The following is a 16,027-nucleotide window of genomic DNA, read 5'->3' on the forward strand; positions in this document are numbered from 1 at the left end:
GAATAACGAAAGAGAAAACCCCGAAGCCTTAGCTCACTGGCATTTGTTCAAAGCGACCTTTTACGAAATCAATGAAGGTTCGAATTCGGCTTGGTTGATAGCGGTCTCGATGGTAGATCGCTGAAAAGTCCACTTTAGGTACTATCCACTCATCAAACACTTGCAGCAGTTGCCCGTCGTTGAGTTCTTGTAAGCAATAGATGGTTGGAACACGAATAATTCCGTTGCCCGACTTCGCGCCCTGCACCAACACTCGCCCATTCTTACATTGCAGTCTGCCCGTCACATGCACATCGACCGTTTTCTTGTTATCGTCCAAAGCTTGAAAACTCCATTTGCGTACAGATCCTGTTAAACAATCATGGTGGGCTAAACCTTTAGGGTGATTGGGCTTTCCTTTACGAGCGAAATACTCAGGACTCGCGAGTGTTCCCATCTCGATGTCTAAAAGCTTTCTTGCGATAAAGCCCGCGTCTTCTAAGCTTCCCATGCGAAAAGCGATATCAAACGCGTCTTCAATCAAGTCGACTCGGTTGCTACTGAAATCAAGACTAATACTGATATCTGGGTAGAGCTGCATAAACTCATTGACCAGATCCGCGATGATCACCTCACCCAAATAACCGCCGACACAGTTTACTTTTATGTCGCCACGTACTTCTTCGACATCGTCCACAGCAGCAATCAGAGCTTGGTCTATATTATCTAAGGCTTGTTCGCATCTCGCGTACAGATCTTGCCCCGCGTGAGTTAGCCTCAAAGTACGAGTGGTGCGGATAAACAACGTCACGCCCATCTGCTTTTCTAGGCTACTCACTTGGCGTGATACGTGAGAACGCGAGACATCAAGCTCCTCCGCTGCTTTGGTAAAGTTACCTAAACGAGCGATAAGCACGAAAGAACGAATATCAGACAGGTTAATTTGATTGAGCATGGTCGCCAGCTTAGTTGTGAGACTTTAAGATGATGAAGTAATAGAGAGCACATGTTCATTGTTGCACCACAGCAACAGTGTTTCAAGTAAAGCGCTATATATCAACAATGCTATTTTCCTTAATATACCTCCATCGCAACGAAGCAAGACAACAAGCACTTGATTCGAATGCACTTAAACAACACGTCGTAGCCAACCGACGCAATAAAAGTACAGAGGAAATAAAATGAAAAAACTAATCGTAATTACAGGTGCAAGCTCTGGTATTGGTGAAGCAATCGCTCGTCGTCTAAGCGATGAAGGTCACCCTCTGCTACTTTTAGCTCGTCGTGTTGACCGCCTTGAAGCGCTGAACCTACCAAACTCACTGTCAGTAAAAGTAGACGTAACAGACAAAGCGTCTTTTGATGCAGCAATCGCACAAGGTGAAGCGAAATTTGGCCCTGTAGACGCGCTTATCAACAACGCTGGTGCAATGCTTCTTGGTCAAATTGATACTCAAGATGCTCAAGAGTGGAAGACAATGTTCGACGTGAACGTAATTGGTCTTCTAAACGGCATGCAGTCTGTACTTGCTCCGATGATGGAACGCAACACAGGTACTATCATCAACATCAGCTCAATTGCGGGTAAGAAAACTTTCCCAAGCCACGCAGCTTACTGTGGTACTAAGTTCGCGGTACACGCTATTTCTGAAAACGTTCGTGAAGAAGTTGCTGCTTCAAATGTTCGTGTTACGACTATCGCACCGGGTGCTGTAGAGACTGAACTTCTGTCTCACACAACATCTCAAGAAATCAAAGATGGTTACGACTCTTGGAAAGAAGACATGGGCGGCGTATTGGCTGCTGACGATATTGCTCGCGCGGTATCGTACGCTTACCAACAACCACAGAATGTATGTATCCGTGAGATTGCTCTAGCACCAACTAAGCAACAGCCGTAAGTTTCAGTGATTAACTTACGTAACGTCTTTGTTTAATTGACGTATAGAGAAAGGGACCTTTACTATAAATAGCAAAGGTCCCTTTTTTCTATTGTCCGAACTCAATAAACACTAGGCTTGTTTTGCGACCTCGCGACCACGCCATTGAATCACAATCAGTGCGACAATAATTACAATACCCAAAGGTCCTAGCCCGAATGGATTGAGTAGCAATAATGGAATGGCAAGTAATGCTGCTAAGCGCTCAACCATGCTCAGTGAACGAATCAAATACCCTTCAATTGCGATCGCTATCGCGACAATAATAGTCAGCGTCTGGACGATTGACAAAAGCAACGCTGGCATTCCGTCGTCAGGATTCACAAGGCTTGTGTATGCCATCATAATTGGGATGATGAACAGACCACCCGCCAACTTGAACGCTTCTACCGAAGATTTCATTGGGTTAGCATTCGCTACACCAGCCCCAGCAAAAGCAGCCAAGGCTATAGGTGGCGTTACGTTCGAGGTTTGAGACAGCCAAAATACGATAAGGTGAGCAGTTAACAATGGTAAGCCAAAATCGCTTAGCATTGGTACAGCCATAACCGCCAACACAATATACGCCGCTGTTACAGGTAAGCCCATACCCAAAATTAAAGCCACTAAACTGATTAAGCCCAATGCAATAAGCATGTAGCCACCAGAGAAGTCCATCACAAACTGAGTAAACTGCAAACCGATTCCTGTTTGCCCTACCACACCAACAATAATGCCCGCCGCACCACACGCTGCAGAAATCGGCAACGCCATCAGTGCACCATTTTTCATCCCTTCAATGAACTTCTTCAATCCGATTCGACTGTGTTTACGCAGCGCCGCGGTTAGTAGAATTGCACTACAACCCGCAACACCAACTAGCAACGGTGAGTAAGCCATCATTAAGAGTGCCGTTATCAAGATCAACGGAATCAGGTGGTGAGCGCCATCTTTCATCACCGAAATCACGGCTTCTGTTCTGCTTACAGCTTTGAGGTTCAACTTGCACGCCATTAGATGGACGTAAAGCAAAGTACAGAAAAAGTATAAAATAGCAGGAGCAATCGATGCGATCATGATTTCGCTGTAAGGCACACCAGTAAATTGCGCCATCACGAACGCACCAGCCCCCATAATTGGTGGCATAATTTGCCCACCCGTAGAGGCGGCAGCTTCAATACCTGCGGCTTGCTCTGGTTTATAACCGAGCTTCTTCATCATAGGGATAGTAATTGAGCCTGTGGTCACCGTATTCGCTATCGCAGAACCAGAAATAGAACCCAAACCTGCCGATGCCAATACCGCGGCTTTCGCAGGGCCGCCACGGTATTTACCGGCGATTGAGAATGCGAGATCAATAAAGAATTTACCGGCTCCGGTCACCTCTAGAAATGCACCAAACAACACAAAGATGAATACCGTTGTCGCGGCGATCCCTAACGCAGAACCAAATACACCATTAGCGGAGTAAATCTGGAACTGAATCAGCTCTTGTAGCGTGTAAGCCTTAATAGAAAAACCACTTGGCAGCATGTCACCGAACGCGCTATACGCAAGGAACAACACTGCGATTAACACCATCACCCAACCAACAGTACGTCGGCATCCTTCTAGCAGCAGTACCAACAAAGCACTACCAGCAAACATGTCAGCAAATTGAAGGCCATAAAACAGATGATTGATGTCGTTGTAATCGAATATCCATAAACGGTAGCCAGCAAACACCACCACGGCACACAAGATCACATCGATCAGCTTGCCCACAATAAAGAGCTTATTCTTTCGGTTAGAGATCAATGGGTAGTGAAGGAAGATCAATACCAATACCCAACACAAGTGGATGGGTCTAAAATAGGTTGCCGAGATCGTTGAACTCACGCCTTGCCATATCTGAAAAGCCGACAGTGCTACTGCAACAACTAAAGTCAAATAGCCCATTGTTTTCACGAGTTTTTCATAGGGTAATAGTTGGGGTGACGCATTTTGATTATCAGGGGTAATATCCATATTAATGCCTGCTGGATAAGAACGAATTGATAAAAAGGGCAAGTGAGATTTCACTTGCCCTGAGGTAGAGATGTTACTTGCTTACCGAATCTAGGTACTTCTGAGCACCAGCATGAATCGGTACGCCTTGCAGTCGAGAAGCATTCTCTGGTGTGGTCATTTCAGCCATTTTCACGACTTTACGAATATCACCGATGTTCTCAAAAGCGGCTTTAGTCAGATTGTAAGCCATGTCATCACTCATGTTGGCATTAACCACCAATACGTTCCACACACTAAGTGTCGATACTGGATCAACCTTATTGTAAACACCTGCTGGAATGTCGTAAGCACTGTAGGCTGGATATTGTCTCATGAAGTTAGCACTCTCTTCTTCAGAGATAGAAATCACCTTAACGTCGTGAGTTAACGCAATCTGTGTTACCGCGCCAACACCTTGACCACCAACAATGAAACCCACATCGATTTGACCATTCGCCAAAGCATTAGTGGTTTCTGAGTAATTAAGGTAAACCGCATCAATATCTTTTTTCACATCAATACCCATCGACTCAAGTAGTGCTGCAGATGTTACTGCCGTACCACTAGCAGGGGCCCCAAGGGAAACACGTTTACCTTTGAGTTGCGATAATGAATCAATACCAGAGTTTTTAAGAGTGATGGTATGAACTAGATTTGGATATAGAGCAAACAGCGTTTTCACTGGCATTTTCTTAGGAAATTTACCTTCGCCATTGTAGGCATCCAGAACCACGTTACCCATTGCAATCCCGGCGATCATATCGCCACGTACAACCTTGATGGTGTTCTCGACAGACGCTGCTGTCACTTCTGCTTTTGCATTCACATCCTGTACGTTTTCAGACCAGACTTTAGCTAATGCGCCACCAAATGGGTAATAGATACCACTTTGACCGCCTGTACCGATTGAATAGTTTTCTGCACTTGCCATCGTAGGCAGAATCGCGAGTAAAGCTACTAATAAGTTACGTTTAAGCACAATCATCTCCTTGATTATTAACCGTAATTAGATATACACCTAACTACAGGCTTTATTTTCTGTTCGTTTTTTGAGCCGTTCAAACATTACATGCGATCGAATATTGTGCAATTAAATACTATGCAATTGTGAAGCAAGTGTTAAATTGATCACTTATCAATAAAAAAGCGCCCAAGCTGGCTGGTGCTTGAGCGCTTTTAACAAACTAAAGATGTTGATTAGAAGTTGTAACCACCACCAATCATGAATACCCATGGATCAATATCAACGTCTGTTGAGTACTGTTTCCCACCAGCCTTGTACTTGGCTGTAGTATCGATGTCTGCGTACCAGACGGATGCGTTTAAAAACCAGTCGTCGTTGATCATGTAATCCATACCAACATTCGCAGCCAGTCCCCACGAATCATCAAGGGACAAGTCACTTAAACCAGCATCTTTAGCCGCACCATTAAGCTCTTCGTCAAAGAATACGGTGTAGTTAATACCAGCACCTACGTAAGGACGGAACTTGCTGTTTGCTTCGCCGAAGTAGTACTGAACCATCAACGTTGGTGGTAAATGTTTTGTCTCGGCGATATCACCTAAACCACCATGGTTTGTAGAAATTGTATGGGAGAACGGCGTCGCTGCAAGAATCTCGAGACTGATGTTGTCTGTAAACATGTAGCCAAATGTCAATCCAAGTTGGGTGTTTGAATCCACACCAAATTTTGAACCCGATGTCTCCAAAACATCTCCACTGCTATCGTTAGGAGACACTATTGCGGCACCAGCACGGATGATGAAATCACCTTCTTTATGAGCAAAAGCACTAGTTGACATAAGAGCCGCAACAACCGCAATACCACATACTGTTTTTTTCATTATAATTTCCTTTTGAGGGCTTAATCGTTATTGGTGAATGAGTAATCATTTCTTATTTTGCGTGCAAGGTAGCATATAATAACCCTACTTTATTGATGGAAATCAATTTGTGAAAACTTGTGAGAACTTATGTAAATTTGCATCGACTTGATCACTTTATCGCTTCATTTTATTGACAGTTTTGTAATGCAACTTTCCCGTGCGTCATTTTGTTAATTTAACCCCTTCACCTTGCCCGGGTCTATTTGGATCAAAATAGAGCAAGCCAATATCTCGTACGCATCAATTTGGTGCACTTCCACAATAATCACTCTCACCTCGTTTAATATTCAATGAGTTACATTTGGCTTAGTGCTTGCAAGTCTATGTTCATAATCATAAATACATTGAGGTTCTGACTATGCAAGACACTCTAACAATCGTTCTGGCCGGCGGTGTAGGCTCTCGGCTTTCTCCCCTTACCGATAACCGTGCAAAACCTGCGGTACCTTTTGGCGGTAAATATCGAATCATCGATTTCACGCTCGCGAACTGCTTACACTCTGGGCTGCGCCAAATTTTGGTGCTGACTCAGTACAAGTCTCACTCTTTACAAAAACATTTAAGAGATGGTTGGTCGGTGCTTAACCCCGAGCTCGGCGAATACATCACCAATGTCCCCCCACAAATGCGTACAGGTGATAGTTGGTATAGCGGTACTGCCGATGCGATTTATCAAAACTTGTATCTGCTTTCTCGTAGCGAAGCTAAGCATGTAGTGGTGTTATCAGGCGACCATATCTATCGCATGGATTACGCGCCAATGCTCAAGCAACATAAAAAGAACGAGGCCGATCTAACCGTAGCGTGCATGGAGGTTTCGATTGATGAAGCCAAAGAATTTGGTGTGATGGAGATAGATGAATCTCTAGAGATCAATAACTTTACCGAAAAGCCACGCTACCCCGCCAGCGTGCCCGGTAGACCGACCCGAAGCATGGCTTCAATGGGGATTTACATCTTTGATAAGGAAGTTCTGACTCAAGCACTACTGGCGGATGCCGAAGATCCGAATTCAAGCCATGATTTCGGTAAAGACATTATTCCTAAATTGGTCGGCAACAACAGTGTTTACGCGTATAAGTTTGGCGACGAAGAAGGCCGAGTGACCCAAGATGCGTACTGGAGAGATGTGGGTACCATCGACTCTTACTACCAGTCTAATATGGATCTGTTAAAGCCAGCCTCACCTATAGATTTATACCAACCAGATTGGGCAATTCGCACCTACGAGCCACAACTGCCACCTGCACGCACCATTGCTTCTGTAGAAGGAAACCAAGGAATATTCATCAACTCGATGATAGCGAATGGCGTAGTGATCGAAGGCGGCTCTGCGCAAAACTCTATCTTCTTTCCTAAAGTGAAAGTCAGTAATGCCGCGATTGTGATTGATAGTATTCTGTTTGAAGATGTTGAGATTGGGAAAAATTGCCACATACAAAACTGCATCATAGATAAGAACGTCAAAGTGCCAGATGGCACCCAAATCGGTATTGATAACCTTGCCGACGCTAAACGCTTTCACATATCGAAACAAGGCGTCATTGTGGTGCCCTCTTCTTACCAATTTGAAGAATAGCTATTGCTAAAACCAGATGGCGCTATAAAGGCAACCAAGAGTTGCCTTATTCAATAGTCGCATTCACGGAGCTTTGCTTTTTTATATAAACCATACTTTTTATATCAACTGCAGTGATTTAATAAGAAAGCAATATCGGCATCAAACTAGCAATGATTTATAAAACTTAAACTAGAATAAGTATTTGAGCTGACGTTTGGTTAAGGCGATAAAACCTAGGCTGGCAAGGTAGATTAGAGGAATGCTTCGCGAGTGAGGTATTTTTGAACATGTATTGAAAACACGAAACATAATATGCGATCAGTTCTTCGGACTTTCAAGGGAGTAAAGGGAGATTATTTGATAACACTGAAGTGAATCACACATGTGCTATTTCGCAGTTGGTTAAACTAACCGATGTTTGCTACGTTTAAATGACACAGTCATTGGAAAGGTATGATTTATGAAAATAAATGTTCAAACACATCATGTATCAATTAACGACGAGTCACGCAAAGACATCGAAGGTAAATTCGAGAAGATATCTAACCATTTCCCATCACTGATCAGCTGCGACATCATCATCACAAAAGAACATGGTGAACACCAGGTTGAAGTGTTCACCAACTACGAAGGTGTACGTGTAAACGCAAAAGCTACAGATGACGTTATGTATCCAGCTATCGCTTCAGCACTCAAGAAACTTGAAGCAGGCCTAAGTAACCGTAAGGGACAATTGAAATCAGACTTACACGAGAAACCAACGAGCACGAAGCCAGAAATTGCTTCAGACATCATCCAAGAGATGAAACTGGTATAACTCGACTAATAGTTAAAGCGCACTGACGAATAGAAGCGCACAAGAATTCCAAAGCCAGCATGCGTTGCTGGCTTTTTCGATCTACACCTCAATCAATTTATCAATCAACCTATTACTTTGATTTTGCCTGTCACGACTGTCTCGCTACCCTACGCTTCCCATCTTAAAACCAAGCCAAACTCTATATCGTTTTGACCAACTTATGTCACTGACTGCTATAACAATCACTAGTAGTATTTGATACAGTTATAAGCAAGGATTTAAACAAGAAAGGAATGTTTATTATGAAAAAAATTGCATTAATTCTATTTCTCGCGACTCAACTTATGGCCTGTACAGAAGTGGGCAGTGAAGCTTGGTGTACTGATATGAAAGAGAAACCGAAAGGCGACTGGACTGCAAATGAAGCCGGTGACTTTGCTAAGCATTGTGTCTTCTAGTCACTTTATTTTGCCCATTTTTTATTTCTAATGGGCAATCCTAAATCACCTTAAAGAATGATCATCCCATCTTGATAAGTCAGTGCTGGCGAAACGTCTTGCCCAAGTAATACAGGACCATCGAGGTCGACGATTTCAGATTGAACCGCAATAGGCAGCGCCGCTCGCATCGCCAATGAGGTGCCTAGCATACAACCCGACATCAGAGTAAAGCCGAGCTTTTGAGCTTCTTCAGCAAGTACCAATGCTTCGGTCAAACCGCCGGTTTTATCTAGCTTGATGTTTACCATTTCATACTTGCCTAACAACGATGAAAGTTGCGAAGTGGTATGGCAGCTTTCATCAGCACACAGTGGGATCGGGTGATTGATGTGTGCCAGTGAGGCATCATGTTGTTGCGGCAAAGGTTGCTCGATCATTGCGATATCAAACTCAGTAAGTTGATTGAACAACTCTTCGAGATTCAACCCTGTCCACGCTTCATTAGCATCCAGTACAATCTGAACATCAGGTGCCGCTTCTCGCACAGCACGAACACGCTCTACTACCTGCTCGCCATCAAGCTTCACTTTTAGGAGCTTAGCGCCATTCGCCACATAATCTCGTGCTTGGGTCGCCATCGCTTCTGGTGTACCAATGGAGACTGTCATTGCAGTCACAATTTGAGCAGGTAACTCAAACAAGCTATTTGGAAACATCTGATCATTCTGCTGCGCTTCAAAATCCCAAAGCGCACAATCGACCGCATTTCGCGCTGCCCCTCCGGTCAATAAAGACTGAAGATGATCTCTTAGCTCTGCCGGCTCGGTAACGCCTCGCTCAAACATACCTTCAAGGGCGTTAGACGCTTGTTGGATTTGCGCTAACACAGACTCTGATGACTCGCCGTATCGTGGGTAAGGCGTGCATTCGCCTTGAGCTTGTTTGCCACCATGTTCAATGTAAACACGAACAACGTGACACTCAGTTCGACTGCCACGAGAGATGCGAAAAGGCGTTTGCATCGCGATAGTAATGGGTTCTGCTGTAATCTTCATAATTTCACTCGGTTGATGTTCGCTTTAACAAATGGAAACATAGAAATGATGAAGTCGTTAAAGTGAATGTCGCAAATGATCAGTAATGTGTTGTACACCAAAACGCACTGGATCCGTCACGGGCACTTGATAGAGTGTGGTCCATTCTTGGCATAATGTCTCAGCGTCTTCAATGCTGATTGCCGACGTGTTCAAGCAGATGCCAACCAATTTCACATCTGGATTCGTCAATCGCGCGGCTTGCAAGTTAGCTTCGATCGTCTGTTCAATCGTTGGCAATTGCGCATGAGGAAGGTTGCGAATATGTGGTCGCCCAACTTCATGACACAGCACCAAAGCATCCGCTTGTGCGCCATGTAAAAGACCCAAACTCACGCCTGCAAACGAAGGGTTGAATAAAGAACCTTGCCCTTCAATGATGTCCCAATCGTGGTCGGTAAAATCAGTGCTAATCGCTTCAACTGCGCCAGAAATAAAATCCGCAACCACAGCATCAATCGAAATACCGCTGCCTTCAATCAAGATACCCGTCTGCCCTGTCGCTTTAAACTGAGCAGAGATTCCTGACTCTTTAAGGGACTTTTCAATCGCCAACGCCGAGAACATTTTTCCTACTGAGCAATCGGTTCCGACCGTAAGCAGGCGCTTACCTTGACGAGGCTTACCGTTACCAACATTAAGAACACCGTCAAAATGACGTACATCATGAAGCTTAGTCAATCCTTGTTGTCGCATGTCAGCAAGCGGTGAAAATTCACTCAGTCGTTGGTGCATGCCAGATGCAATCTCAAATCCCATTTCTGCAGCTTCCATTATGGTTGGCTGCCAAGAGTCAGGAATAACGCCACCCGGATTTGCCGTGCCAATCACTAGCGTTTTCGCCCCCTTTGCTTGAGCCTCTTGCAAGGTCATATCCGTTAAGCCGAGTGAAACTGTCTCTTCTGTTAAACGCAGTTGCCCAAGGCAGATTTCTGGGCGCCATTGATGGATACCGCGAGCGGTTTTTGCGGCCAGTGGGTCAGTAACATCCCCAAGAAAAAGAAGGTAAGGTTGAGCGATAGACATGAGCATTCCTAATTAATAAGTCCTTGTATGGATTTACTTTAGTTAAGAACTTAGAAGCTGCCGAATACCTATTTATGGCGAGCCTATAACCTTAAGTTATAGGCTGAGTATGGCTCTTCAATGAAGCGATAAATTGCTTAACGGAAATCGACTGAGGGGTGTGCACTGCGCAAAGCATCGAGACCGAAAATTGGATGTCTGGTTGAAGTGGTAACACACAGACCGCATCGTCATTTTGATACTGCTCCGCCGTCCACGGATCGACAATCGCAAACCCCGCTTGGTGCTTCACCAGTTCCGCCGCCGCGCTATATCCACGTACCGATATCGGATGGTGATAATGCTCATCTCGCGCGATAAGGCTTTGATGTAATAGGAGGCCTAATGGATCGCGGCTATCAAGCCCGATGATTGGTAAGGGATAATTGATCAGGTCATCAAGGGTTAATTCCGTCGGTAACTGTTCAACGGTGCGGGAAGGAACCAGAACCTTGAGTGATTCAGTTAAGAGTGTTTCACTTAATATGGCAGGCGGTGTTTCGTCCCCAAACGCGATAGCAATATCAAGCTCATGCTTTAACAGCCCAGCACACAGTTCATCACGGTTTGCAGTCAGCAACTCAAAAGAGAGCTCTTGTTCACGAGACATTTGGGCTATTACCGGAGTCAGCAATTTGGTCGCCAGTATCGGTGGTGCACCAATACGTAAATGCTGATGTCCTTGCTTCACTTTGTTGGTCAGAGATCGAAATTGACCCAGCTGTTGATAGACTTTTTCCGCTTCTGGTAGCAAGGTTCTCGCTTCGACCGTTGGCACCAACCGACCTTTGACACGCTCGAACAATCCAAACCCAAGTTGTTGCTCTGTGTGTGCCAGAATACGGGTCACATTAGGTTGTGACACATGCAGATTACGTGCGGCTCCAGATACGGTTCCGGTTTGCATGATGGCGTAAAAGACTTCCAACTGTCTTAGGTTCACATTGATGTCCTTATGGTTCGCGAAACAAATCTAGGGGTTGGCTTTTCTTGTATTAGCTAAGCTGTTTATCGGTTTAGCTGTTTAATTAGCTGTCTGTCTATTTATCTACTCGGCTATTTGGCTATTTGGCTATTTGCGTGAGTTTATTTTAGTAACTCAGCTATCGTAGGTTGAAGCACCTCAGCCCAAGCTTGGTAAGCCTTCGCATTCAAGTGTAAGTCATCACAAGAGTACTCATTCGACAAAAGCTTATTCGGTGACAACACAGAATTCACATCTAAGAACGCAATGCCTTGCTGAGAACAGTACTCGCTTATCTTGCTATTGAGCAGTTCAACCGATGGGTTCAAACCTTGCAGTTTAGAGCCAACATAAAGCGTTGATTGCACCAAAATTCGAATATCGTTTTCTTGCCACACTTCAAGCATATCAATGTAGTTCCGGTAGATATGATCAACGTTGTAACCTTGTGCAAGATCGTTAATTCCCGCCATAAAACACACTAGCTTTGGATTCACATTCAACGTGGTATCAATACGTCGCAACATACCAGTTGTGGTGTCACCCGCTAGGCCACGATTGACCATCGAAACATCGCGAAAGATATCCGCCCACGGGGCCCACTCGGTGATCGAATCACCAAACATCACTAGGTCTGCATTTGGGGAAAAATGGCGGTGATTGTCCGATGTCATGATGTAACGACTCATACTGTGGCCTCGTTGCTGAATCTCAGACTGAAGAGCAACCGCTTTGAGAATATCACTGTCCGGTGTAGTGCTATCAAATTGAGCCAGCAACCCTTCGATGTGAGGCTTAAAAGGGCTAAGACGAGTGCTCAGTTGGTGGTGTTCTTTAAGGGAAGATAACCTCTCTAGTAATGCATACAGAGAGCGGTTTTGACCAACTTCTTGGAATAACTGATAGAGATCGAGAACAGGGTGTTGCTGCAGCGCGGCAAGTAATTGCTTGTCTTCCATGGTGTTATCTAACCCTTCAATTATCTGGTGATGAACTCAAGATAATATCCGATTGCGTACGGGATAGATAACACTAGAAGCAGAGAATGACTTAATCAGGACAAGGATCATGCATACGGCATAAAAATATATTGCCGTATAAATCTCAATTGGGACTGAAAACCAGTACTTCATCATAATATGTATAAGAAACTAGGGCGTGTTGACCTTTCGTGGTTAAATTTTGTTCGAGATAAAAGCGTTTTAATCGCGGCGAGGGGGAAGTAGCCTAGTCATTCTAAGCAAATCTCCCTCAACAAAGAGTAAAGCGCTTTTTGCGGGGGCGCCCAGCTCGAACCCTTCGGGCAGCGTTTGCTGGTCATTTCTACTGCGTTATCGGCTTCTCATGTAGGCTAGCTACACATCGACGCCTCTGCCTTGTATAAATACCCAGCAACTCGCTGCAAAAATCAGCTCGAAAGATCAACACGCCCTAACCACATATTGTGACCTCAGTCTCTCAGCCTACCGTCTACTCCTATTGCCACTATTTAACGGAGGATTTATAGAATATCAGGATGGTGAATAATAGGTTAAATCATAATAATAAGGACCTTAACGTGAAACTTTCTCTATCCAATACCGCGTTGGCCGTTACCGCCATCCTACTTGCAGGTTGCCAATCTGCACCTGAATCAGTTCAAGAACCAACAGCATACCAATGCCAAACGAATACGAATGCCGACGTGAATGACTTGAGGATCTATCAAGTAATGGTCGAAAGCTTTGTCAGTGGCGATGACTCAATTGGTCATGGGACAGGCTACGGAACCAGTCACCATAACGGAGACATCCAAGGTATTATCGACTCACTTGATTACATTGAATCTCTTGGCATGAACGGCATTTGGCTAACCCCAATCTTTAATTCAGAGCCTATCGGAAACCAAGACCACTGGGCCGATAGACTGGATGCAACCGGTTATTTTGCCACCGATTATTTCAATATCGATCCGAGATTCGGCACGATGGAAGAAGCTAAAACCTTAGTTGAAGAAGCGCATGCTCGAGGGCTTTATGTCTTCTTTGATGGCGTATTTGGCCACCACAAAAAAAACGTAGTGCCGTCACCAACAGGTAAGCTGCCCCAAGGAGAGGATAATCCAGTCTCATACCCTGAGAGCCTAGCCTTCTATCAAGAAGTTGCCGAGTATTGGATCAAAGAGCTCAAAATTGATGGTTGGCGCTTAGATCAAGCTTATCAAGTGCCAAAAGAAGCTTGGAGTCAAATCAGAGAAACGGTAGACACCGCATCTTCTCAAGTCGAATACGTAAACAGCGAAGGTAAAACCGTGAACCCTCTGGGTTATATGGTCGCGGAAATTTGGGCAGGTGAGAACCGCATTATTGAAACAGGCTACGGTTCAAATGAAGCACCAGCCTTATGTTCTGCGTTTGATTTCCCGATGCGCTACCGCCTGACGGAAACCTTTGCTGTAAACGAAGCTGGCGTGGGGAACAAAGGTGGAGAGTGGCTTGCAGAAGGCATGTCTTTACATTCGTTATACCCAGACCACGCGAAGCCAAATTTAATGATCGGTAACCATGACCTTGTGCGCTTTGGTGACTTATTACAGCGCGGTGATATCGCTTCTCCGCAAGACAAAGAGTATTGGCAGCGCTATAAAGCGGCATTTTCATTCCAAGCAGCTTATACCGGCCCAATTACAACCTACTATGGAGACGAGATTGGCGATCAGCTAGAAGGTTTTGCAGACAAAGTATGGACTGATGACTGTGCTATTAATGGTCTGTGTGATGATCACGTAGCCCGTACTAGCGGTAAAGTAGAAGGTGTCACAGCCCAACTCAATGCGCACGAAAAAGACTTAAAGCAATACGTGACAAACTTGATGAAACTGAGAGAAACGCACCCCGCTCTATCACAAGGTAAACGTACAAACCTGATGGCCAATGATGTTGCCTATGTCGATCACAAAGCCTATGAAGGCGATGCTGTTGTCTACGCAGTGAACGTTACCAACAAAGAACAAACCATAAAACTAACCAAAGAAAAAGCAGGCTCCATAGCTGATCTGAAGGATATTGAATCCAAGCAATCGATCTCAGCTATTGATGGCCACTACTCTATCGTCCTAAGCCCATTTGAAGCTCGTTTCTTGTCGATAACACAGCCAAGTGAAAAAGGGCCAATTGCGGCGATACTAGCGACAGGAAATGAAGTTGGACAAGGCTTCATGGCTCAATGTGACAATCCAACAATAACAGCTGAAGGCCCTATTTCGAGCCCACTTTATGTGGTTGGCAACTTTGCTGATTCAGGTTGGAAACACGTGGATCAACGAGAGTTTGAATATAAAGGTGACAACACTTACCAAGTCGTCACCACTGAAAAACCGGGCAGTTATCGCATGCAATATGCATCCAAGGCTTGGTCACCTCAGTTCACAGCGGATGGGCTTAACCTAAAGTTAGGACAGCTTAACTCGTTAATTAAAGGTGGTTACGGGCAAGATACCGCTATCACCATTCGGAATGCTGGGCAGTATGTTTGGAGCTTACAATTCGATGATGCGGGGCAACCACTGAAAATTATGGCTTCCAAATGTGCTGAATAGCCAAACCTAAGATCCGAGATCAACCAAGTAAAAACCCCTTATTCCTACGAATAAGGGGTTTTCTTTAATCTGCATTGGATATTAAGAGACCAGACACGATTAGAACGATATCTACCCTTGCTTCACTTGCAGGTGATTACGGTTATCGCGGCTTTTCTTGATCAGCTCGTTGCTCTCGTCCATTTCATCTGACTTAGCAAGGCGATCATAAAGTAGCACATTCACTGTTGCTGCTAGATTCATGCAACCAACAGTTGGTACATAAACAACATGGTCAGCTCGGTCAGCGACATCTTGAGAAATAGAACCATCTTCAGGGCCAAAGATATAGATAGCGTTCTCTGGGTGTTTAAAACGTGGCAGTGGTGTGGCACCTTCAGCCAACTCCACACATACGATCTTAGTTTCTGAATTAAGGCTATCTAAAAACGACTCGACACCAGTAAGCGGGATAGTGCGCGTTGCACTCTTGGTATCGGTGTGAAATTTTGCAGCCTTGTCGTAGCGTTGCCCTGTGTATTTAACTTCGTCGACTTGGTAGCAACCCGCCGCACGCATAACCGCGCCAACGTTTGTCGGGCTCTTTGGGTTAGTTAAACCAATAGTCACATGGCTTTTGTTCATGAATCTTTCTCACTTAACGAATAGACATAGCAGGGTGCTACAAAGCGTCGCATTCTACCAAAGCAGCGCCAAATTCAAAAGCATCGAAAC

The 16,027-nt window shown here is 44.7% G+C and carries 14 protein-coding genes; 5 read left to right on the top strand and 9 right to left on the bottom strand.

The genetic code is table 11. The annotated features are described in order from the left end of the window. Nucleotides 1-28: 28 nt before the first annotated feature. A complete protein-coding gene (locus OCV30_RS15895) occupies nucleotides 29-934 on the bottom strand; it encodes a LysR family transcriptional regulator (RefSeq protein ID WP_065678948.1) in 906 nt (301 codons plus the stop codon). Between the two features lie 226 nt (nucleotides 935-1,160). On the opposite strand from OCV30_RS15895, the gene OCV30_RS15900 reads away from it, so the two are divergent. Continuing rightward, entirely contained in the window at nucleotides 1,161-1,880 is a 720-nt protein-coding gene (locus OCV30_RS15900) for an SDR family oxidoreductase (protein ID WP_009846263.1), read from the top strand. A 111-nt stretch (nucleotides 1,881-1,991) separates the two neighbouring features. Here OCV30_RS15900 and OCV30_RS15905 read toward each other — a convergent pair whose 3' ends face one another. From OCV30_RS15905 to ompW, 3 genes are all read right to left on the bottom strand, one after another. Further along, nucleotides 1,992-3,905, bottom strand: coding sequence for a TRAP transporter permease (locus OCV30_RS15905; RefSeq protein ID WP_065678949.1), 1,914 nt, complete (start codon nucleotides 3,903-3,905; stop codon nucleotides 1,992-1,994). 73 nt (nucleotides 3,906-3,978) lie between these two features. Then, on the bottom strand, nucleotides 3,979-4,911 hold the full coding sequence (locus OCV30_RS15910; RefSeq protein WP_065678950.1) for a TAXI family TRAP transporter solute-binding subunit: 933 nt from the start codon (nucleotides 4,909-4,911) through the stop codon (nucleotides 3,979-3,981). Between the two features lie 212 nt (nucleotides 4,912-5,123). Beyond that, nucleotides 5,124-5,771 carry an outer membrane protein OmpW gene (ompW, locus tag OCV30_RS15915; RefSeq protein WP_012601085.1) on the bottom strand — a complete coding sequence of 216 codons (648 nt, stop codon included), beginning with the start codon at nucleotides 5,769-5,771 and terminating at the stop codon, nucleotides 5,124-5,126. 400 nt (nucleotides 5,772-6,171) lie between these two features. Here ompW and glgC point away from each other — a divergent pair, with 400 nt between their 5' ends. The 3 genes from glgC to OCV30_RS15930 all read left to right on the top strand — a co-directional run bounded on the left by glgC (nucleotide 6,172) and on the right by OCV30_RS15930 (nucleotide 8,631). Beyond that, entirely contained in the window at nucleotides 6,172-7,392 is a 1,221-nt protein-coding gene (gene glgC, locus OCV30_RS15920) for a glucose-1-phosphate adenylyltransferase (RefSeq protein ID WP_065678951.1), read from the top strand. Nucleotides 7,393-7,834: 442 nt separating this feature from the next. Further along, nucleotides 7,835-8,191 (top strand): ribosome hibernation-promoting factor, HPF/YfiA family, encoded by a 357-nt coding sequence (gene hpf / locus OCV30_RS15925; protein WP_065678952.1) that lies wholly within the window; start codon nucleotides 7,835-7,837, stop codon nucleotides 8,189-8,191. Between the two features lie 284 nt (nucleotides 8,192-8,475). Then, a complete protein-coding gene (locus OCV30_RS15930; protein ID WP_004732998.1) occupies nucleotides 8,476-8,631 on the top strand; it encodes a DUF3012 domain-containing protein in 156 nt (51 codons plus the stop codon). A 50-nt stretch (nucleotides 8,632-8,681) separates the two neighbouring features. Here OCV30_RS15930 and dgcA read toward each other — a convergent pair whose 3' ends face one another. The 4 genes from dgcA to OCV30_RS15950 form a co-directional block, all read right to left on the bottom strand. After that, nucleotides 8,682-9,668, bottom strand: coding sequence for an N-acetyl-D-Glu racemase DgcA (gene dgcA / locus OCV30_RS15935; protein WP_065678953.1), 987 nt, complete (start codon nucleotides 9,666-9,668; stop codon nucleotides 8,682-8,684). Between the two features lie 57 nt (nucleotides 9,669-9,725). Further along, on the bottom strand, nucleotides 9,726-10,733 hold the full coding sequence (gene dgcN / locus OCV30_RS15940) for an N-acetyltransferase DgcN (RefSeq protein ID WP_065678954.1): 1,008 nt from the start codon (nucleotides 10,731-10,733) through the stop codon (nucleotides 9,726-9,728). A 91-nt stretch (nucleotides 10,734-10,824) separates the two neighbouring features. Then, nucleotides 10,825-11,715, bottom strand: a complete 891-nt coding sequence (locus tag OCV30_RS15945) for a LysR family transcriptional regulator (RefSeq protein WP_065678955.1) — start codon at nucleotides 11,713-11,715, stop codon at nucleotides 10,825-10,827. Between the two features lie 143 nt (nucleotides 11,716-11,858). Then, complete coding sequence (locus OCV30_RS15950) at nucleotides 11,859-12,695, bottom strand: SGNH/GDSL hydrolase family protein (RefSeq protein WP_065678956.1); 837 nt, start codon at nucleotides 12,693-12,695, stop codon at nucleotides 11,859-11,861. Nucleotides 12,696-13,252: 557 nt separating this feature from the next. On the opposite strand from OCV30_RS15950, the gene OCV30_RS15955 reads away from it, so the two are divergent. Beyond that, nucleotides 13,253-15,313 (top strand): alpha-amylase family glycosyl hydrolase, encoded by a 2,061-nt coding sequence (locus tag OCV30_RS15955; RefSeq protein WP_065678957.1) that lies wholly within the window; start codon nucleotides 13,253-13,255, stop codon nucleotides 15,311-15,313. A gap of 111 nt (nucleotides 15,314-15,424) precedes the next feature. Here OCV30_RS15955 and OCV30_RS15960 read toward each other — a convergent pair whose 3' ends face one another. Further along, nucleotides 15,425-15,937, bottom strand: coding sequence for an RNA methyltransferase (locus tag OCV30_RS15960; protein ID WP_065678958.1), 513 nt, complete (start codon nucleotides 15,935-15,937; stop codon nucleotides 15,425-15,427). Nucleotides 15,938-16,027: the final 90 nt, after the last annotated feature.

Source organism: Vibrio atlanticus (assembly GCF_024347315.1).
Classification (GTDB): domain Bacteria; phylum Pseudomonadota; class Gammaproteobacteria; order Enterobacterales; family Vibrionaceae; genus Vibrio; species Vibrio atlanticus.

What these genes read in the sequence shown, in the direction of transcription:
- glgC (WP_065678951.1), top strand. Translation starts at nt 6,172, where the DNA reads ATGCAAGACACTCTAACAATCGTTCTGGCCGGCGGTGTAGGCTCTCGG.
- OCV30_RS15955 (WP_065678957.1), top strand. Translation starts at nt 13,253, where the DNA reads ATGGTGAATAATAGGTTAAATCATAATAATAAGGACCTTAACGTGAAA.
- OCV30_RS15905 (WP_065678949.1), bottom strand. Translation starts at nt 3,905, where the DNA reads ATGGATATTACCCCTGATAATCAAAATGCGTCACCCCAACTATTACCC.
- OCV30_RS15900 (WP_009846263.1), top strand. Translation starts at nt 1,161, where the DNA reads ATGAAAAAACTAATCGTAATTACAGGTGCAAGCTCTGGTATTGGTGAA.
- OCV30_RS15930 (WP_004732998.1), top strand. Translation starts at nt 8,476, where the DNA reads ATGAAAAAAATTGCATTAATTCTATTTCTCGCGACTCAACTTATGGCC.
- OCV30_RS15895 (WP_065678948.1), bottom strand. Translation starts at nt 934, where the DNA reads ATGCTCAATCAAATTAACCTGTCTGATATTCGTTCTTTCGTGCTTATC.
- OCV30_RS15960 (WP_065678958.1), bottom strand. Translation starts at nt 15,937, where the DNA reads ATGAACAAAAGCCATGTGACTATTGGTTTAACTAACCCAAAGAGCCCG.
- ompW (WP_012601085.1), bottom strand. Translation starts at nt 5,771, where the DNA reads ATGAAAAAAACAGTATGTGGTATTGCGGTTGTTGCGGCTCTTATGTCA.
- dgcN (WP_065678954.1), bottom strand. Translation starts at nt 10,733, where the DNA reads ATGTCTATCGCTCAACCTTACCTTCTTTTTCTTGGGGATGTTACTGAC.
- dgcA (WP_065678953.1), bottom strand. Translation starts at nt 9,668, where the DNA reads ATGAAGATTACAGCAGAACCCATTACTATCGCGATGCAAACGCCTTTT.
- OCV30_RS15950 (WP_065678956.1), bottom strand. Translation starts at nt 12,695, where the DNA reads ATGGAAGACAAGCAATTACTTGCCGCGCTGCAGCAACACCCTGTTCTC.
- hpf (WP_065678952.1), top strand. Translation starts at nt 7,835, where the DNA reads ATGAAAATAAATGTTCAAACACATCATGTATCAATTAACGACGAGTCA.
- OCV30_RS15910 (WP_065678950.1), bottom strand. Translation starts at nt 4,911, where the DNA reads ATGATTGTGCTTAAACGTAACTTATTAGTAGCTTTACTCGCGATTCTG.